This window comes from Rahnella rivi, assembly GCF_019049655.1.
Taxonomy (GTDB): Bacteria; Pseudomonadota; Gammaproteobacteria; order Enterobacterales; family Enterobacteriaceae; genus Rahnella; species Rahnella rivi.
On the sequence record NZ_JAFMOX010000067.1, the window covers coordinates 491,580 to 510,635 of the forward strand.

Genomic DNA, 19,056 nt, shown 5'->3' on the forward strand with positions numbered 1-19,056 from the left:
CTATTTGTCATTTATGTCTAAGGCCCGGCCCCAACCTTGCGCAGAAGTGATGAGTTGCTGAGCGATGTGTTCATGCACCGCAAGGCTGCGGTTGAAAGGATCGGTAATATCTTGTTGTGAATCCCAGTAGCTAAAAAGCATGGTTTTCCCTTCAGCCTCCGGGACAATGCGCGCCAGCATGGCGATCTGATGTTTTTCCATCACCAGAATTAAGTCCTGACGACGGCATAACGCCGCATCCAGCTGCCGGGCGCAGTGCCCCCCGGTATCAATCCCGTAACGCGCAGCGACAAGGGCGGCATCCCGGTCAATGTCATGCCCTCTGAGCGCCATCAGCCCGGCAGACCGGATGTCGTGGCCGGGTAAATACTGGCGCAACAAGCGCTCCCCCAGCGGCGAACGACAAATATTGCCCACGCAAACCACCAGGATGCGCTGACAACTCAGTCTGCCCAATTTTGGGTCCAGCGCGCCGATTCCGTCATGTTGTGAACACCTGCGATAGTGGGCACCAGCTGACTGATCACGCGATTCCAGCGGGTCACCGGCGCGGTAGTGACATAGACGATGTCATAGGGCTGCAAACGGAATTCGGTGCCCAAAATCAGCGCCGTGGCATCTTTTGCGTTCAGCTGATAAATACTCGCTATTTTGGCGTTGTCGGGCTTCTTACCCCGCAGCGAACGGATAACAAATATCCCGCTGGCATCACTGCTTATCTGATCCAGGCCTTCGGCATTGCCCAGCGCTTCCGTCAGCGACATGCCACTGCGATCCATCTTCAGGGTCGCCTGCTTTTTCACTTCGCCCATCACAAACACTTTTAAGTCGTCATTGCGCGGGATGTAGAGAATATCGCCCGAGGTCAGCAGAGTGTTTTGGGTGAGATCGCCGTCTTGCAGCAACCCGGCCAGCGAAAGCGGCAACTCTTTTCCGTTGCGGGTTAATACCACATGGTTCCAGTCCGCATTTTCGCTGATCCCGCCCGCCTGATTGATGGCATCCATCACGGTCAACGGCACATTGGTAATCGAAACATTGCCACTCTGCGCAACGGCGCCGGTCACAAAGACTTTTTGCGAACGGTACTCCGCCACGCTGACATCCACCTGCGGGGAGGTAATGAACGTGGCCAGCCGCCGGCTCATCAACGTTCGCACTTCAGCGGCCGTTTTACCTTTCACCACCACGTTGCCCACGTAGGGATAGAATATTGTGCCGTCAGCGTGGACTGCGTTTCCGCTGCCGCCACTGTTACGCAGTTGCCCGTCTGGCTGAGTCAATTCAGGGTGCTCCCAGAGCGTAATATTCAGAACATCACCGACACCGATCAGGTACTGATAATGTTGTACAGCGTGATCGAGTTGCGGATTCGCTTTCGCGACAACGGGTATTGCGCGCTGACGGTCAATCAACTGCGGCGTAATGGGATAGACATCCACCAATGCATTAATTTCCGCGCCATATTCCGGGTCGTTGATAATATGTTTTCCTGACGTCGTTAAATGACTTCCGGGAGCCCACTGGCAGCCAGAAAGTAATAGCGCAGCCGACAGCAGCGCAGAAGAAATTTTATATTTTATTATTTCCATCAACCTGACTTATTTATCGAGAAGGACACCTTTACTTTTGATTTAATTCTTACAGAGTCATAAATAAAAACCATGGCATTAATAATGGCGAATAAAATGACACTCAAAAATTCTTTTTACGCCTTTGGGACAGGCAAAGACAATAAGCCTGGCCAACCGAAAACCTATACAAAGGAATGATTGTTGATAAACATTTTAGATACTGTAATGGCAGAAATGGCTTTATGAGCTTCTGTCAAAAGACAAAAACAAACCTTAAGTTCAATCACTTACATTTCAATTAAGCTATATTAAAAATCTCACGAAAGCAACTCCTCGAAAATTCATCGCGGATGAAGCACGCCTTAATATTTAAAACTTATCATGACAAATGAAAATAAATCGTTATCGAAAGGAGTAACATTGGCTGTTTTGTGATGAGTTCATGTCATTTAATCTTATAAAAAGAGGAGTTAATAAGCAGGATACGTGAGGATGTTCACAAATTTATTCAACATTGCAACAGAATATATAAATAAGAATTCTATTTAGATAATGATCTAAAAGTCTTAAAAGTCATGCCCGAATAAAAAAAGACTTTATTATCCGGGCACCTGGTTAATTACTCCGCAATCACATACCCCATCACACGCTTCCAGCCGACCGGTTTTTTCTCAATATACACACCCTGTAATTCCGGTGAGAAACCAGGCAGCAGGTTGATGCCCTCTTCCAGCGCCATAAAGTAACGTTGCACCGCTCCGCCCCACAGTTCGCCGGGCACCACACACAGCACACCCGGCGGATAAGGTAAGGCCCCCTCTGCGGCGATGCGGCCTTCGGCTTCGCCAATCGGCACCAGCTCGATATTGTCGCGGATAAACTCGTTGTGCGCGTCCTGCGCATTCATCACCACTGGCGGGAAACTCTTCTCGCGGAACATCTCTTTTTGCAGCTCTTTCACATCAAAACTGACGTAGAGATTATGCATTTCCTGACACAGCTGGCGGATGGTGTAGTTGCGGTAGCGGTCTTCGTTTTTACGGTAAACCGTCGGCAACACTTCGCTCAGGGGCGCATCTTCTTCGATGTACTGCTCAAAACGGGCGATCTCCTCAACCAGCAGCTGCATTTTGGCCGGGGTTTCCGCCGGGGTCAGCAGGAACAGAATGGAATTGAGATCGCACTTCTCGGGCACGATGCCGTTTTCGCGCAGATAGTTCGCCAGAATGGTCGCCGGGATCCCGAACCCGGTGTATTTACCGGTGGTCGCATCAATACCCGGCGTGGTCAGCAGCAGCTTGCACGGATCGACGAAATACTGCTTCTCAGCATATCCTTCAAAAGCATGCCAGCGCTCGCCCGGCACAAAGTCAAAGAAACGCACATCATTGGCCATTTGCTGCGTGTCATGGTTCTGCCATGCCACGCCGTCTACGACCGGCGGCACGAACGGCAAAATCATCGTGCACTGTTCGAGCAACATCTTGCGGGTTTCGATGCCGAGCTTCACACACTCCATCCACATGTGTTTACCACTGCCACCGGCGTGAATGCGCGCATTGACGTCCAGCGCGGCAAACAGCGGATAAAACGGGCTGGTGGAAGCGTGCATCATAAAGGCGTTATTGAGCTTTTTATGGCTGCAATGGCGTTTCTGGCCTTTGATGTGATTGTCTTTTTTGTGGATTTGCGACGTCTGCGAGAACCCGGCCTGCTGCTTATGCACCGACTGGGTGACGATGATGCCCGGATCGTTTTCGTTCAGTTCCAGCAGCAGCGGCGAGCACTCTTTCATCATCGGAATGAACTGCTCGTAACCGACCCATGCGGAGTCAAACAGGATGTAATCACACAGATGGCCGATTTTATCGACCACCTGACGCGCGTTGTAGACCGTGCCGTCGTAGGTGCCGAGCTGAATGATGGCCAGACGGAACGGACGTTTTTCGCCGGCACGTTCTGGCGCCACCCGCGTGATTTGCTGACGCAGATAGGTTTCATCGAAACAGGCGGCATCGATTCCGCCGATAAAGCCGAACGGGTTACGCGCCGTTTCCAGATACACCGGCGTCGCGCCTGCCTGTAACAGCGCGCCATGATGGTTGGATTTATGGTTATTGCGATCGAAAAGCACCAGATCGCCACGGGTCAGCAAGGCATTGGTGACCACTTTGTTGGCCGCCGAGGTGCCGTTGAGCACGAAATAGGTTTTGTCCGCGTTAAACACTTTGGCGGCATATTTTTGCGCATCTTTCGCTGATCCTTCATGGATCAACAAATCGCCCAGTTTGACGTCCGCATTACACATATCAGAGCGGAAAATGTTCGGGCCATAAAAATCGTAGAACTGACGCCCCGCCGGATGGCGACGGAAAAATTCCCCGCCCTGATGCCCCGGACAGGCAAAAGTGGCGTTCTCCATTTCGACATACTTTTTCAGCGTATCGAAAAACGGCGGGAACAGCGCTTCTTCATAAGCCTGCGCCGCAGATTCAATCTGCGCGGCATAAAACGCCTGATTCGCATCAGACAGGGTAATCACGCCTTTCAGCGCCGGTAAAAACTCAGGTGAAACCTGCTCAGTTCCCTGCACGGCAACAAACGCGGGGATGCCAAACCCCAGGCTTTCGATCTCCGCCAGCCTGCCGTGGTTCAGATCCCCGACAGAAATAATGATCGCCGCGACGTCGGCAAAATCGGCGCGACGCAGGTCAGCCACCAGACGCGCGGTCTGGAGGTAAGGGGAAACGGAGGTGCTTGCTGCAAGTTTTAAAAGTTTCATTCAGACTCTCAAACGGTTAAGTAAGAGGGTGTGCCACATGGCACGGCAATGAGCTGGTGCTTACGTCATAAGAGAAAATGCGCAGAGTCCAGCCCGGCAATTGACGCTGGCCTGAGTGAGACGGAACGTTGCCGTGAGGGCAATGGGGAGACAGTTCGCGTTTCATGCTCAGCCGCGTCTGACAGACAACAGTAAAATCAGAGGAGTGGCGGGTGTCATTCTCTGTTTTTAATCATGCCTGACAGCGAGCAAAGGGTAGGCTTACCGCATGAAAGGATCTGCAAAAGGAGGAAAACTGACATCGTGGTGTTGACAGCACCCGGAGATCATCATCAGATTTTTTCTGCACGAACATAAAGCCACTGCCGCGCGATGTGATAAACCAGCCATGCCGCAACCCTCTTGAGCTGTCGCGTGAAAACGGGATCAGAGTTGTTTAATAAATCGGCGCAATAATGTCATCTTTCTTATCCCTGTTCAACCCTGAACATTGGGCGAAATTCTTACAGAATGCGACATCCCGCCGCGGTCAATTGTGGTGTTTTTGCAGGGCATTCACGCGTGCCTGAAAGAGATGAAGGGAAAACCGGCAAATCGTCGTAAAAAACATCAGTCGGGTGACGAACCCGGCGGTTGTCACAAAAACCCGTTGACGACACATGCCCAATACGGTTTAATGCGCCCCGTTGCCCGGATAGCTCAGTCGGTAGAGCAAGGGATTGAAAATCCCTGTGTCCTTGGTTCGATTCCGAGTCCGGGCACCATATTTAAAGAAACCCGCCTATGGCGGGTTTTTTGCTTTCTGATGGAATCAACAAATCACGCCTTCCGCCATCCCCGTGTCAGGACCTTTTCTATCTCGACAATCACAAACAGCGCGACACCAATCAGCAATCCGATGATCCAGTAGATGAACGGCAGCGGACGTGTGCCGAACAGTGTGTTCATCAGCGGGACGTAGATGATGATCGCCTGCAGGGCGAACAGCACGACAGTGACAATCCAGATCCCTTTGTTTTGCAGCAGACCACGGCTGAGGGAGAAATTATCCGAATCGCGGCAGTTGATCATGTAAACCCATTGCGCGGTCACCAGCGTTTGCAACAACACGGTGCGGATGAATTCCGGTTCATAGCCACGGGGTTGCAGCCACGCCTCAAGGATAAATGCGCTGATGGAAATCAGTAAACCGACGAAGGCCACGCGCCAGATGGCGTATTTATCCATCACATGCGCGCTGACGTTACGCGGCGGGCGACGCATAACGCGGCTTTCCGCTTTCTCAAACGCCAGCCCGAAGGAGAGCGTGGCGGACGTTGCCATGTTCATCCACAGGATTTGTACCGGCGTCAGCGGCAAAAGATTGCCCATCAGGATCGCGATGATGATCAGCAACCCTTGCGCAAGGTTGGTCGGCATGATGAACAGAATGGTTTTCTTCAGGTTGTCGTAAACCCGACGACCTTCCCTGACCGCGTTGGCGATGGTGGCAAAGTTGTCGTCTACCAGGATCATATCGGCAGATTCTTTGGTGACCTCCGTCCCTTTTATCCCCATCGCAATACCGACGTTAGCCTGCTTCAGCGCGGGGGCGTCGTTTACACCGTCGCCGGTCATCCCGACGATTTCACCGGTTTCCTGCAAGGCTTTCACCAGCCGGAGTTTATGTTCAGGGCTGGTGCGCGCAAAGATATCAAACTGCACGGCGGCCGTTCTGAGCTGCGTGTCATCCATATGCTCCAGCTCATAGCCGGTGATGGAGTTGCCGCTGTTGCCAATCCCCAGCATTTTGCCGATAGCCATGGCGGTTTCCTGATGATCACCGGTGATCATCTTGACGCGGATCCCGGCCTGCTGACATTCAGCAATCGCGACAATCGCCTCAGGCCGTGGCGGATCCATCATGCCCGCAATGCCGATCAGCACCATGCCCTGATTCAGCTCCGGGTGATCAAGCGCGGTGACCGGTTGATCGACCGGCTTCCAGGCCGCCGCCACCATACGCAACCCTTCGCTGGCATATTGCGTGATCGCCGATTCCCAATAAGCGCGATCCAGCGGTTGTGCGCCTTCCGGTGTTTGCTGGAACTGGCAGAGTTTGAGCAGCACATCCGGCGCACCGGTCAGCATCACTTGTGACTGGCCGTTTCTCTCGCAGGCGATGGCCATGTATTTATAGAGTGAATCAAACGGGATTTTACTGCTGATCTGATGCGCCACCTCCGGCAGATGCGCCTTGGCGGCCAGCACTTTCAGCGCGCCTTCGGTCGGGCCGCCGGTAATTTTCCAGTGCCCCTGCGCATCCTGCGACAGCGTGCTGTCATTACACATATCCACTGTGCGCAGAAACTGGGTCAGCAGCGGCGAAGAGTCCGCAGGCTGCGGAGTCGCCTGCCCGGCAAGGGTGAAACTCCCCATCGGCTCATAACTGCTGCCTTCCACCGTCCAGACGTTGTCCGCCAGAATCACCGCTTTGACGGTCATCTCGTTCATGGTCAGCGTGCCGGTTTTATCTGAACAAATCACAGACATCGCGCCCAGCGTTTCCACCGTCGGCAGTTTGCGGATGATGGCTTTGGAACGCGCCATCGCCTGCACACCCAGAGAAAGAATGATCGAGATGATCGCCGGTAACCCTTCCGGCACCGCGGCCACCGCCAGGCTGATGACAGAAAGCAGCAGTTCACCGAACGGAATATCGCGCAGCAAATAACCGAAAATCAGCAACGCCGCCATCATGAACAAAATGATGACGAAAATGGATTTCCCCAGTTTGTCGATCTGTACCAGCAGCGGCGTTTTGTTGTCTTCTATCGAGGAAAGCATCTCATTGATATGGCCGAGTTCGGTGTGGCCGCCGGTGGCAAAAACCACCCCGCTGGCGGTACCGGAGCTGACCGTGGTGCCCGAGAAGGCGAGGTTCTTGCGATCGCCGATGGATTTCTCCCCCTCCAGCGAATCGGTTTTTTTCGAGACAACGGTCGATTCACCGGTGAGAATGGCTTCTTCAACACGCAGGTTATGGACGTCGATTAAGCGCAAATCGGCAGGGATTTTGTCACCGGGACGCAGCAGAACAATATCTCCCGGCACAATTTCATCGGTCCCCACGGTAACTTGTTGTCCGCTGCGTAATACCAGCGCTTCACTGGAAAGCATATTCTGAATGCTCTTCAATGATTTCTCAGCATTATTTTCCTGAATAAAACCGATCAGGGCATTAATGACTGCCACGCCTAATATCACCAGCGTGTCTACCCAGTGCCCCATGATCCCGGTCACCACGGCGGCGGCAAGTAATATATAAATAAGGATATCTTTGAAGTGAGAGATAAACTTTATAAATAAAGACTTACCTTCTTTTTGAGGCAACACATTCGGGCCATATTGCCTGAGTTTATTTTGTGCTTCCTCGGCAGTCAGCCCTGAGAGCCCGGATTGCAGGCCGGCGAGGCTTTCTTCTACGCTCAGCTGATACCAAAGTTTATCCGATGACGACGGTTGTGCAGCCTGTGGCGTTGTATTATCCATAATCCTTTGACCCCTGAAATGGTTCACGAATAAGAGAATAACAAACGAATTATCGTGCAGGTTTCTGGCAAGATACGTAAAGCTGTATAAACTATAATATACCGTGTTAAATAGTGTTAATTACCTGCCCGGAAAAACGAATAAACAAATAAAAACAACAGCTCACACCCGTCATAAGGGAATGCAGACATGATGAAATAAGTCAGTAAGATTACATGTAAATCCCTGCATATATTGTTTGTATTTATTATTTCGCGCGTTGTTCAATGAGGGGAAGTATTTTGAAAACTCGTTTTTCTCTCACGCTGGTCATCGCTTTACTGATAAGCGCCTGCGATCAGAAAACCCCGGATGCGCCGGTCTTACCGCGCCAGGTCAAAGTGGCAACGGCAGACGCCGTGAGTCTGGCCAGTACGCGGGTCTTCCCGGCACGGATCCTGGCCGGTGATAACACCGACATCGCCTTCAAACGCCCCGGCCAGCTCGATGCCTTAGACGTACGCGAAGGCCAGGCGGTGAAACAGGGGCAAATTCTCGCCCGCCTCTCCAATAATGATGCCCGCCAGCGGCTCAACGATCGCCGGAGTGCGTCCACGCTGGCCCAGCGCCAGTTCGAACGTTACCAGACGCTGGCCCGCCGGCACGTGGTGTCACAGGCCGAACTGGAAGTTCACAAAGCCAGCCGGGATTCTGCCCTCGCCGCGTTGAAAATTGCCCAGGAAGAACTGAATGATTTGAATCTGGTCGCCCCGTTCAGCGGCGTTATCGCCCGGCTGAACGTGCGTAATCATCAGGTGATTGCCGCCGGGCAACCGGTCGCCACGCTCAGCCGCGCCGATGTGCTGGATGTCATTTTCAGCGTGCCGGAAAACCTGTTCACCAGTCTGGATATCCGTAACGCGCAGTATCGCCCGTTAGTGCGCATCAACACCCTTCCCGGCCGCGATTTCACCGCCAGTTATAAAGAACACACCGCCAGCAGCGAGGCCAATACTTTAACGTGGCAGGTCACGCTGACCATGCCGCGCCCGGAAAACTTCCCTGCGGTGGCCGGGCTGAGCGGCACGGTGACCGTCAATCCGGCAAATCTCGCCACCGCAACGCCTGACAACACGCTGGTTGTGCCGGTGGAGGCGGTCTTTAACCCGGACAGCCAGCAGCGCAATCAGGCACACGTCTGGCTGATTGCCGGAGAAGGCGACAAACTGCACGTCGAAGACCGAAAGGTGACAGTGGGTGAGATGACGTCGCGGGGGATTGAAATCACCGCCGGGCTTGAGAAAGGAGACAGGGTGGTAGCCGCCGGCGTGGGTGAATTACACGCGCAGCAACCGGTACGCATCTGGACGCGGGAACGGGGTCTGTGATGGGCATCAACGACAGCTTTATCAATAACCCGACGCGCGTATGGCTGGTGATCCTGCTGCTCGGCGTGGGCGGGTTGATTGCATTGTTCAACATCGGGCGGCTGGAAGATCCGGCGTTTACCATCAAAACCGCCGTCGTCTCGGTGCAGTATCCCGGCGCCTCCTCGCAGCAGGTGGAAGAAGAAGTGACCTTGCCGCTGGAGAACGCCCTGCAACGCCTGCCTTACGTCGATAACATCACGTCAATTTCCGCCGTCGGTTTATCGCAAATCACCGTCAACATTGACTCCCGCTATCACTCCTCCGAACTTCCGCAGATTTGGGATGAACTGCGCCGCCGGGTGAATGACGCCACGCTGCAATTTCCGCCGGGCGTCAGTGCGCCCTTTGTGAATGATGATTTTGGCGACGTGTACGGCTATTTTTTCTCGATTTACGGCGACAGTTTTACCAATCCTGAGCTGCGCAAATACGCCGAACAGCTGCGCAGGGAACTGGTGCTGGTGCCGGGCGTCGGCAAGGTCGCCATCGGTGGCATCCTTCCTGAACAGGTCACGATTGAGATTTCCCGCGCAAAAATGGCGGCGTACGGCGTCACGCTGGCGCGCCTTTCGACCGTGCTTAACCAGCAGAACAGGGTGTCGGATGCCGGCAGTATGACCGTCGGCAGTGAGTCGATCCGCCTGCATCCCACCGGCGGATTTCAAAACATTGATGAGCTGAATAATGTCCTCATCAGCCCGGCGGGGTCGACGCACAGCATTTATCTGCGCGACATCGCCGTCATTTCTCAGGGTGTCAGCGATCATCCGGGCAATATTTACCATGCTAATGGCCGTAATGCACTGACCCTCGGCGTCTCTTACATTCCCGGCGTCAATGTCATGAATATCGGTCACGCCATCGAAGCCAAAATGAAGGCTTTGCAGGCGGAAAAACCCGCCGGGATCCAGCTGAAAGTCTTCTACGATCAGGCTGCCGAAGTCAAAAAATCCGTTGACGGATTTATCATTAACTTCCTGATGGCGCTGGCGATTGTGGTCGGTACGCTGCTGATTTTTATGGGGCTGCGCAGCGGGATAATTATTGCGGTGTCACTGGCGCTCAATGTGCTCGGCACCTTACTTATCATGTATTTGTTTGGTATCGAACTTCAGCGTATTTCCCTCGGGGCGCTGATCATTGCGCTGAGTATGCTGGTGGATAATGCGATTGTGGTGGTGGAAGGCGTGCTGATTTCCCGTCAGCAGGGCAATCCGCTGCTGAACGCCATCTCACACATCATTAAGCGCTCCGCCCTGCCGTTGCTCGGGGCGACAGTGATCGCCATTCTGGCCTTCGCGCCCATCGGGCTCTCGCAGGATTCCACCGGCGAATACTGTAAATCGCTGTTCCAGGTGCTGCTCATTTCGCTGATGCTCAGCTGGGTGACCGCCCTGACCCTCACGCCGGTGCTGGTGAAATGGGCGTTTGCCAATATGCCGGTGGCGCAGAAAAAACCCGATGAACAGGCAGACCCTTACGGCGGCTGGATATTTCGCGTTTACCGCCGCCTGCTCAATGCGTTGCTGATCCGCCAGACCGTGACGCTGGTGGTGCTGGCGGCGCTGCTGGTGGCTTCCGTCTGGGGCTTTAGCTTTGTCAGGCAGAACTTTTTCCCTTCCTCGAACACGCCGATTTTCTTCGTCGACCTCTGGCTGCCTTACGGTACCGATATCAACTACACCGCAAAAATTGCCGGTGAGATCGAAAAAAACATCAACGGGCAGGAAGGCGTAGAAAACACCGTGACCACCGTCGGCCAGGGAGGAATGCGGTTTATTCTGACCTACAACGGCCAGCGCCAGTACTCTAATTACGCGCAAATCATGGTACGGATGGACGATCAGCGCAAAATCGCCGGGCTTGTCCAGCGCACCGAGCAGGAGATCCACCAGAATTTCCCTGAAGTGAATGCCCGCCTGAAACGCATCATGTTTGGCCCTTCCGGCGACAGCGCGATAGAAGTGCGGATCAAAGGTTCTGATCCCGACACATTGCGCAATATCGCCAGCCAGGTGGATCAGATAATCCTGGATGACGGCGCAGCCGACGGCGTGCGTAACGACTGGCAGGATCGCAGCAAAATGGTTCGCCCGACGTTCTCACCGTACCTTGGCCGCGAGCTGGGCGTTGACAGAGCGGAAGTCGACAGTGCGTTGCAGTTGAATTTCAGCGGCAGCACGGCGGGGATTTACCGCGACGGTTCCACGCTGATGCCCGTGGTGTTACGCCCGCCGGCGGATGAACGGCTGGATGTGGATCACATGGCCAATATCATGGTGTGGAGCCAGACGCGTCAGCAGTTTATTCCGCTGAGCAATGTGGTGAGTGAGTTCCGCGTGGAGTGGGAAGATCCGCTGATCATGCGTCGTGACCGTATGCGCATGCTGACGGTGCAGACAGACCCGGATGCGGCCACCGGGGAAACCTCCGGCGACATGCTGGCGCGCATCAAACCCAGCGTCGAGGCCCTGAAACTGCCGCACGGCTACAGCATTGAGTGGGGAGGTGATGCGGAGAACTCCGCCGAGGCGCAACAGGGGTTATTCACCACGCTGCCGATCGGCTTCCTGATGATGTTTATCATTACCGTACTGATGTTCAGCTCGCTGAAAAACGCCATCGCCATCTGGCTTACGGTTCCGCTGGCGCTGATCGGCGTCACCTTTGGTTTCCTGCTGACCGGCATTCCGTTTGGATTTATGGCGCTGATTGGTTTGCTGAGTCTGAGCGGCATGTTGATCCGCAATGGGATCGTGCTGGTCGAGGAGATCAATCAGCAGAAAAAAGTGAAGAGTCAGGCCGAAGCCATTGTTTACGCGGCCACCTCGCGCCTGCGCCCTATTCTGCTGACCGCCTTTACCACCGTGCTGGGGCTGGCGCCGTTGTTACTTGATGTATTTTTCCAAAGCATGGCAGTTGTTATCATGTTCGGGCTGGGATTCGCTACAGTGCTGACACTTCTGGTTCTGCCTGTGATTTACAACTGTTTTCATCGTGAAGGACAACGCAGCAAACAATGAATACCACGGGACTCAACATTATTAAAACCCTCGGCTGCCTGACCGCCGTCACCTTTTTCACCGTGTACAACACTTACGACGATTACAACTATAACTACGACACCGTATTGGCCTTTCTGACCTTTATCTCCACCATCGCCACACCGTTATTTTTTGTGGTCAACGGCTACATGGATGCCGGTTCCTGCTCTGAGGACACCACCTCTGAATGGCAGATGAGAAAGATCCGCGGGATATTAACCCTGTTTATTTTCTGGTTCTCCCTCTATTACCTGTGGGAGCCGTATCAGAAAGGGTATCTGATCCAGCCATGGTTTATCTTTTCGCTGGTGATCATTTACACCTTCCACACGCTGGTGGACTGGCTGGCTCAGCGCACGCGCGTGCTGGCGTGCGTGATAGCCGTCTTACTGATTTTCTCTTTCGCTTACGATCTGCTGGCGCTCTATTATCCGGCGCATCAGGCGTTATCCGTGCCCGCGCAGTTCCGCATATGGACGTGGATCCTTTATTACCTGACCGGCCAGTTGCTCTTCGACCCGGCGGTTTCCAGGCTTTATGGCCGCCCGCGCGTGGCGACCTTCGCCGCAATCGCCATTCCTTTCGTGTATATCTTCACCTGGCTGTATGAGAAGCACTTTTTCTTCTCGCTGTTCAGGCTCGAGCGTAACAGCTTCATCCTGACCGGTTCGCAGGTGTATCTGCTGGTGGTACTGATCATCATTGCGGCCAACGGCGTGAAAGCAGACGCGGTGAAAAGGCCGGTCGGCGAAATGGTCGGCGCGCTCGGCAAAACCATGACCGGCGTGTATATCCTCCACTACACCTTTTTCAACATCCTGATCCAGTGGATCCCGATTCACTCACTGACCGCGAAACTCTTCGTCATCCTGCTGACGTTCCTGCTCTCGGTGGTGTCTTCCACCTTGCTGCTGAAAAATAACCTGACGAAAAAGCTGATTACCTTCTGAGAACATCCCCGTGAAACCGGCTGAACGGGCATAAAAAAAGCCGAAGAATGTAGGTGCATTCTTCGGCTTTTGAACAGGTTCGCTGAGCAGTCAGCGTGCTTCATCCATAGAGTTTAAGCCGGGCCATGGCTTTGGCAGAGGCCAGATCGGCCTGTACCATCTCAATCACCAGATCCTGCAATGAGGTTTCCGGCCCCCAGCCCAGCTTGTGGCGCGCCTTCACCGGGTTGGCGGAAGCTTTGCACTTTTCCGCCGGGCGGATATAACGGGGGTCAACGGCCACGACCACATCCCCGACTTTTAACGCCGCGGCAATCGGGCTGATAATGGCCGCAATCACCCCTTTCTCCTCGGTGCCTTTCCCGACAAAACGCAGTTTAATACCCAGCTCCAGCGCCGCGAAAGTGACGAACTGACGCACCGTATACTGAACGCCGGTGGCGATCACAAAGTCCTCCGGGCTGTCCTGCTGCAACATCGACCACTGCATTTTGACGTAATCTCTGGCATGGCCCCAGTCACGCAACGCGTTCAGATTACCGAGATACAAACACTGCTCCAGCCCCTGCGTAATGTTCGCCAGCCCGATGGAGATTTTACGGGTGACAAAATGTTCGCTGCGGCGCGGGGATTCATGATTAAAAAGAATGCCGTTGCAGGCATACATGCCGAACGTTTCCCGGTAATTCACCACGGTCCAGAAATCAGAGATCAGCGCAATGGTTTGTGGCGCACAAAGGCCGGAGGTCACCATTTCATTGATCGTCATGGCGTTAACCAGGCCGCACAGTTCAGAGGGCGAGGCATGATAATAACGGGTTTTATTCGCCAGTCCCTGAGAACGGATACCTTCCAGCATGCGCAGCGCACTGATATTCGCCCTCATGGGTGGATAACAGGCGCGCAGACATTCCGCGGTGGTCTGGCGCAGACTGCCCAGATTATAAATTTCATCTGGCCGCAGGGTGGCTAACAAATCATTCAGACTGGCATCATCAGAAAAATTTTCATCGTGAAGATGAAAATCCGGGGACTGAAGCATCAGCCCTTCAGCGGGAAATTCATTTTGCTCTCCCGCCACTACAGGAATATGTCGATTAATACCATGGACTGTATAGCCTTTTTTTAATAAAAGCTCAGCCAAATAAGAACCATCTTGTCCAGCTATACTGGTAATAAGTGCAACTTTAGACATACAGGATCCTTGGATTACAATTAAAAAGAACACATCTTTTTGGATGCACGATTAGAATTGTAAGGTCTTAAAAATAACAAATACAAACCAGACGTAAGAGGTGAAATAAGACAAGGTGAACGTAATAAAAAACCTAGTAGATTATTTTTTTGCTCTCGCTAAATTCATTCCATTTCCCTTTTATATATTCCTCCAGCTCGCGGTGAAAACGTTCTGCAGAAAATCGCATTGCATTGTCCCGGCAGTCTTGCGCAAGAATAGAATTTCCAATCATCTCGAACTGCCGCACGACCTGTATCAGCGATGTCACACTCTGTTCGGCATAAAACAGCCCGGTCGCCTTCGTTTCGCCGTAAGGTCTGATGGTTTCGAGCACGCCGCCTTTGCCAAAGGCAATAACCGGTGTGCCACAGGCCTGGGCTTCCACCGGCGTAATGCCAAAATCTTCTTCCGCAGCAAAGACAAATGCCTTGGCGCGCCGCATATGATCCTGCATAACGGCATCGGGCTGATACCCTAAAATCTCGACATTCTTTTCGGCCTTAGCCTTAATTTTTGCCATTTCCGGGCCATCACCGATCACCACCAGCTTTTTATCCGGCATCTGGCTAAACGCCTCAACAATCAGATCAATACGCTTATAAGGCACCATGCGGGACGCGGTAAAATAAAAGTCCTCTTTCTCTTCCTGCAACAGAAAACGCGTCACATCAACCGGCGGATAAATAACATCCGCATCACGCCCGTAGACTTTTTTTATCCGGCGGGCAATGAACTGTGAGTTCGCCAGAAAGTGATCAACGCCGTTAGCCGTGCGGTAATCCCAGATCCTTATCTTGTGTAAAAACCAGCGGGCCAGTTTACCTTTCAGCCCCTTGTTTAACCCCGCCTCACGTAAATACTGATGCTGAAAATCCCATGCGTAACGTATCGGAGAATGCACGTAGCTGATGTGCAACTGGTCAGGGCCGGTTAATACCCCTTTTGCCACCGCATGGCTGCTGGACAAAATAATGTCATGCTTGGTCACGTCGAGTTGTTCAATGGCCAGAGGCATTAAGGGCAGATAGTGTTGATACTTTGTTTTGGCGAAGGGTAAACGCTGAATAAAAGAGGTAGTGGAGTCTTTGCCATAAAATAACTTTCTCGACTCATCGGATAAAAAATCCACCACGGAATAGAGTTCAGACTCCGGGTATATTTTAATAAATTCCGCGATAACTTTCTCTGCCCCGGCAAATGTCACCAGCCAGTCGGCGACAATTCCAACACTTACATCATTTGACATAATCAAACCTCAGAATTTTTATTATTCTTTGCACAAAATAGCCAGAATACTTTGTGTCTGCTTTTGCATCAGGGCGATATTGCCGCGCGACTCCACATTCAAACGCACCACGGGTTCAGTGTTTGAACTGCGAAGATTAAAACGCCACTCTTCAAATTCAAGGCTGATACCGTCGGTATAATCGACGTGCAGTGCGTCGCTTTCATACACGGCCAGTACCCGGCCAATGGCTTCTTTCGGCTGAAGGATAACGCTGTTAATTTCCCCGGAGGCAGGATAGGCCTTGATCCGGTCATGAATCAGGGTTCTTAATGACTGGCCTTTCACTAACAATAATTCAGCCACCAGCAGCCACGGAACCATGCCGCTGTCGCAGTAATAAAAATCCCTGAAATAATGATGGGCGCTCATTTCACCGCCGTAAACGGCATTTTCAAGGCGCATACGCTCTTTGATAAAAGCATGTCCGGTTTTAGACATCACCGGCACACCGCCCGCCTGAGTGACAATATCAATGGTATTCCAGCTTAAGCGCGGATCATGAATAATGCGCGAACCGGGGTGTTTTTCCAAAAATGCATCGGCGAGCAAGCCGACGATATAATAACCTTCAATAAATTCGCCTGTATGGTCAAACAAAAAACACCGGTCAAAATCACCATCAAAGGCGATGCCCATGTCAGCCTGATATTTGATAATGGCATCTGTAGTATCCTGACGGCACTCCGGCAATAACGGGTTAGGAATGCCGTTGGGGAAATTGCCATCAGGGTTGTGATGAACCTTAATAAACTCAACCGGCACACCCGCCGCGATAAAACGTTGTTCAATCGCATCCACCACATGCCCGGCAGCACCATTGCCTGAATTGAGCACTAATTTGAGCGGGCGGCGAAAATGGGAAAAATCGATATAGCCGATCAGTTTATCGACATAAGCATCAAGTACCGATGCCTGTTCATAAGTGCCGCGTTTTTCAGGGGGAATATCACTGAACTGATTCACCTCGGCAAGACGCTGTATTTCGTGAAGCCCGGTATCGCCGCTGACAGGTTTTGATTCTTCGCGTACCAGTTTCATGCCGTTATAGTTCATCGGATTATGGCTGGCGGTCACTTCAATGCCGCCATCAAGGCTGAGGTATGACGTTGCGAAATAAATTTCTTCCGTCCCCGTTACGCCAATATCCACCACGTCCGTACCTGAATCTTGTAATCCCCTTGCCAGAGCCAGTTTTAAGGCTTCGCTGGTTAAACGGACATCGCCCCCCACTACCATTTTGGTCGGCTTTAAATATTGCCCGTAAGCCCGTCCGATGCGGTAAGCGATATCTTCATTTAATTCAGTACCCAGTTCGCCCCTGATGTCATACGCTTTAAAACACGTCAATTTCCCAGACATAATTAACCCTCAAATTAACAACGGCCATAATGGTCTTTGATACGAATAATATCGTCGTCTTCCAGATAGGCGCCGGACTGTATTTCTAATATTTCCAGAGGGATCTTTCCGGGATTTTCCAGCATATGTTGCGAACCGATAGGAATAAACGTGGACTGGTTTTCGGTCAGTAAATATGTTTTATCATCCAGCGAGACTTTTGCTGTTCCGGAAAGAATGACCCAATGTTCAGCGCGATGGTGATGCATTTGCAAAGAGGACTTGCCGCCGGGTTTTACGGTTAAACGGTTTACGTGATAACGAAGTGTATTCACCACATTGTCATTTCGTCCCCACGGGCGATATGACTCGCGATGCACACGATATTCCCTGCGCTCCTGATTTTTTAAAAACTCAACGACTTTTTTAACGTCCTGCACCTGAGATTTATCAATAATCAATACGGCATCTTTGGTATTCACAATCACCAGATTCTCAACACCAATGGCCGCAATAAATTTCTCATCGGTATTGATATAACAATTTGTGGCGTTATGAGTGAAGACATCACCGGTCACAGCATTGCCGTTCAGATTCTTATTATTGACCTCCCACAGCGCCGCCCAGGAACCTACGTCGTTCCAGCCTGCATCCAGCGGCACAACGATAGCCTCGGTGGTTTTCTCCATCACGGCATAATCGACAGACTCGTCCGGGCAGGAGATAAAGGCTGCTTTATCCACACGGATAAATTCTTGCTGCTCATCAGGTTGCGCTGTTTCAATGGCTTTGAGACAGGCATCGAGAATATCCGGCCGGTATGTTGCCATCTCTTCCAGAAAGCGTTTCGCGCGGAACAAAAACATTCCGCTGTTCCAGTAATATTCGCCGGTTTCCAGATATTGCAGAGCGGTCTGTAAATCAGGTTTCTCAACAAAACGCTGCACCCGAAAAACGGGGGCAGACGGGTTGTTAAATTCCGTGCCGCGTTGAATGTAGCCATAGCCGGTTTCAGGCCCGGTGGGAACAATACCAAAGGTGACTAATTTCCCTTGTTCGGCAAAAGGAATGGCGTTGTTAACCGCCTGATGAAAGGCTTCGATATTCTCGATAACATGGTCAGCCGCCAGTACCAGTAATAAAGGGTCATAATCCTCATCTATAGCGCTAAGTGCCGCCAGTGTAATAGCAGGCGCCGTATTTCTTCCGACAGGTTCAAGAATAATATTATTCGACAGCTGATTAATTTGTCGTAATTGTTCCGCCACCAGAAACCGATGCTCTTCATTACAGATCACCAGGGGGTTAGAAGTCTCTAAACCTTTTAAACGGGTAACTGTTTCCTGCAACATAGATTGCTCGCCATAAAGGCGTAAAAATTGTTTGGGATAAAGCTCGCGGGACATTGGCCATAAACGGCTACCGGTACCACCGGCCATAATGACGGGAAGGATCATGATTACCCCCAGAATTAATTCAACTACAAACTAATGACAGTGCAAGCTGAAGTGGTAATAAAATAACTAAGAAAAAATTAATTATTAATTAACAATACTATTATCTTTAAATTTCATCTCAGCGGTAGATCCCCATTTGAGATTATCTGTTTGATAATCCCTAGATACCGGAAGTATGCTTTTCGAGGATTGGAAATCATTATCCTCAATAACTAATTGCTCATCACACTGAACCACACTAATATAATATCCTTTAAAATTGCCAACATGTTTTTCGTTTACAGAAAATTTATTTCCAATAATAAATAAATTGGATAATCGTTTTGATCTGTCATAAGCCAATGTTGAAACACCAAGGAGACAATTAACGATGGTATTGTTTTCAAAAACAACATTATCAATTTTTGAAGATGCATTTGGTTTCGGCCAAAAACGAACTCTTAAAG

Annotated in this window: 11 protein-coding genes, 1 tRNA gene and 1 pseudogene; 4 read left to right on the forward strand and 9 right to left on the reverse strand. The window is 51.6% G+C overall.

All coding sequences use genetic code 11. The features are described 5' to 3' along the window. The 3 genes from J1779_RS25350 to speF form a co-directional block, all read right to left on the reverse strand. A complete protein-coding gene (locus tag J1779_RS25350) occupies positions 1-456 on the reverse strand; it encodes an arsenate reductase/protein-tyrosine-phosphatase family protein (protein ID WP_238485289.1) in 456 nt (151 codons plus the stop codon). Beyond that, complete coding sequence (locus tag J1779_RS25355; protein WP_238485290.1) at positions 444-1,592, reverse strand: polysaccharide export protein; 1,149 nt, start codon at positions 1,590-1,592, stop codon at positions 444-446. The genes J1779_RS25350 and J1779_RS25355 overlap by 13 nt, the downstream gene beginning before the upstream one ends. A 601-nt stretch (positions 1,593-2,193) precedes the next feature. After that, positions 2,194-4,356: an ornithine decarboxylase SpeF gene (speF, locus tag J1779_RS25360; protein WP_136377455.1), complete on the reverse strand. Its 2,163-nt coding sequence runs from the start codon at positions 4,354-4,356 to the stop codon at positions 2,194-2,196. Positions 4,357-5,044: 688 nt separating this feature from the next. Here speF and J1779_RS25365 point away from each other — a divergent pair. After that, positions 5,045-5,120: transfer RNA gene (locus J1779_RS25365), tRNA-Phe, on the forward strand. A gap of 55 nt (positions 5,121-5,175) precedes the next feature. Here J1779_RS25365 and J1779_RS25370 read toward each other — a convergent pair. After that, on the reverse strand, positions 5,176-7,887 hold the full coding sequence (locus J1779_RS25370) for a cation-transporting P-type ATPase (protein ID WP_056773314.1): 2,712 nt from the start codon (positions 7,885-7,887) through the stop codon (positions 5,176-5,178). A 281-nt stretch (positions 7,888-8,168) separates the two neighbouring features. Here J1779_RS25370 and J1779_RS25375 point away from each other — a divergent pair, with 281 nt between their 5' ends. The 3 genes from J1779_RS25375 to J1779_RS25385 are packed head-to-tail and all read left to right on the forward strand — an operon-like array spanning position 8,169 to position 13,290. Continuing rightward, a complete protein-coding gene (locus tag J1779_RS25375; protein WP_122096358.1) occupies positions 8,169-9,254 on the forward strand; it encodes an efflux RND transporter periplasmic adaptor subunit in 1,086 nt (361 codons plus the stop codon). Further along, entirely contained in the window at positions 9,254-12,319 is a 3,066-nt protein-coding gene (locus J1779_RS25380; protein ID WP_122096357.1) for an efflux RND transporter permease subunit, read from the forward strand. The genes J1779_RS25375 and J1779_RS25380 overlap by 1 nt, the downstream gene beginning before the upstream one ends. Then, the gene (locus J1779_RS25385) at positions 12,316-13,290 is read left to right on the forward strand and encodes an acyltransferase (protein WP_136375276.1); all 975 of its coding nucleotides are present in this window, start codon (positions 12,316-12,318) and stop codon (positions 13,288-13,290) included. The genes J1779_RS25380 and J1779_RS25385 overlap by 4 nt, the downstream gene beginning before the upstream one ends. 100 nt (positions 13,291-13,390) lie before the next feature. Here J1779_RS25385 and J1779_RS25390 read toward each other — a convergent pair whose 3' ends face one another. The 5 genes and pseudogenes from J1779_RS25390 to J1779_RS25410 all read right to left on the reverse strand — a co-directional run. Further along, positions 13,391-14,485: a GDP-mannose 4,6-dehydratase gene (locus J1779_RS25390; protein WP_136375275.1), complete on the reverse strand. Its 1,095-nt coding sequence runs from the start codon at positions 14,483-14,485 to the stop codon at positions 13,391-13,393. 133 nt (positions 14,486-14,618) lie between these two features. Next, a complete protein-coding gene (locus J1779_RS25395; RefSeq protein WP_217205052.1) occupies positions 14,619-15,773 on the reverse strand; it encodes a glycosyltransferase family 4 protein in 1,155 nt (384 codons plus the stop codon). Between the two features lie 21 nt (positions 15,774-15,794). Next, positions 15,795-17,174 (reverse strand): phosphomannomutase CpsG, encoded by a 1,380-nt coding sequence (gene cpsG / locus J1779_RS25400; protein WP_217205053.1) that lies wholly within the window; start codon positions 17,172-17,174, stop codon positions 15,795-15,797. 14 nt (positions 17,175-17,188) lie between these two features. Further along, a complete protein-coding gene (locus J1779_RS25405) occupies positions 17,189-18,610 on the reverse strand; it encodes a mannose-1-phosphate guanylyltransferase/mannose-6-phosphate isomerase (RefSeq protein ID WP_217205054.1) in 1,422 nt (473 codons plus the stop codon). A gap of 84 nt (positions 18,611-18,694) precedes the next feature. After that, positions 18,695-19,056, reverse strand: a pseudogene (locus J1779_RS25410) (hypothetical protein); the annotation flags it as partial.

Excerpts from the sequence above, each read along its gene's own strand:
- J1779_RS25380 (WP_122096357.1), top strand. The coding sequence starts at position 9,254 with ATGGGCATCAACGACAGCTTTATCAATAACCCGACGCGCGTATGGCTG.
- J1779_RS25370 (WP_056773314.1), bottom strand. The coding sequence starts at position 7,887 with ATGGATAATACAACGCCACAGGCTGCACAACCGTCGTCATCGGATAAA.
- J1779_RS25405 (WP_217205054.1), bottom strand. The coding sequence starts at position 18,610 with ATGATCCTTCCCGTCATTATGGCCGGTGGTACCGGTAGCCGTTTATGG.
- cpsG (WP_217205053.1), bottom strand. The coding sequence starts at position 17,174 with ATGTCTGGGAAATTGACGTGTTTTAAAGCGTATGACATCAGGGGCGAA.
- speF (WP_136377455.1), bottom strand. The coding sequence starts at position 4,356 with ATGAAACTTTTAAAACTTGCAGCAAGCACCTCCGTTTCCCCTTACCTC.
- J1779_RS25355 (WP_238485290.1), bottom strand. The coding sequence starts at position 1,592 with ATGGAAATAATAAAATATAAAATTTCTTCTGCGCTGCTGTCGGCTGCG.
- J1779_RS25390 (WP_136375275.1), bottom strand. The coding sequence starts at position 14,485 with ATGTCTAAAGTTGCACTTATTACCAGTATAGCTGGACAAGATGGTTCT.
- J1779_RS25395 (WP_217205052.1), bottom strand. The coding sequence starts at position 15,773 with ATGTCAAATGATGTAAGTGTTGGAATTGTCGCCGACTGGCTGGTGACA.
- J1779_RS25385 (WP_136375276.1), top strand. The coding sequence starts at position 12,316 with ATGAATACCACGGGACTCAACATTATTAAAACCCTCGGCTGCCTGACC.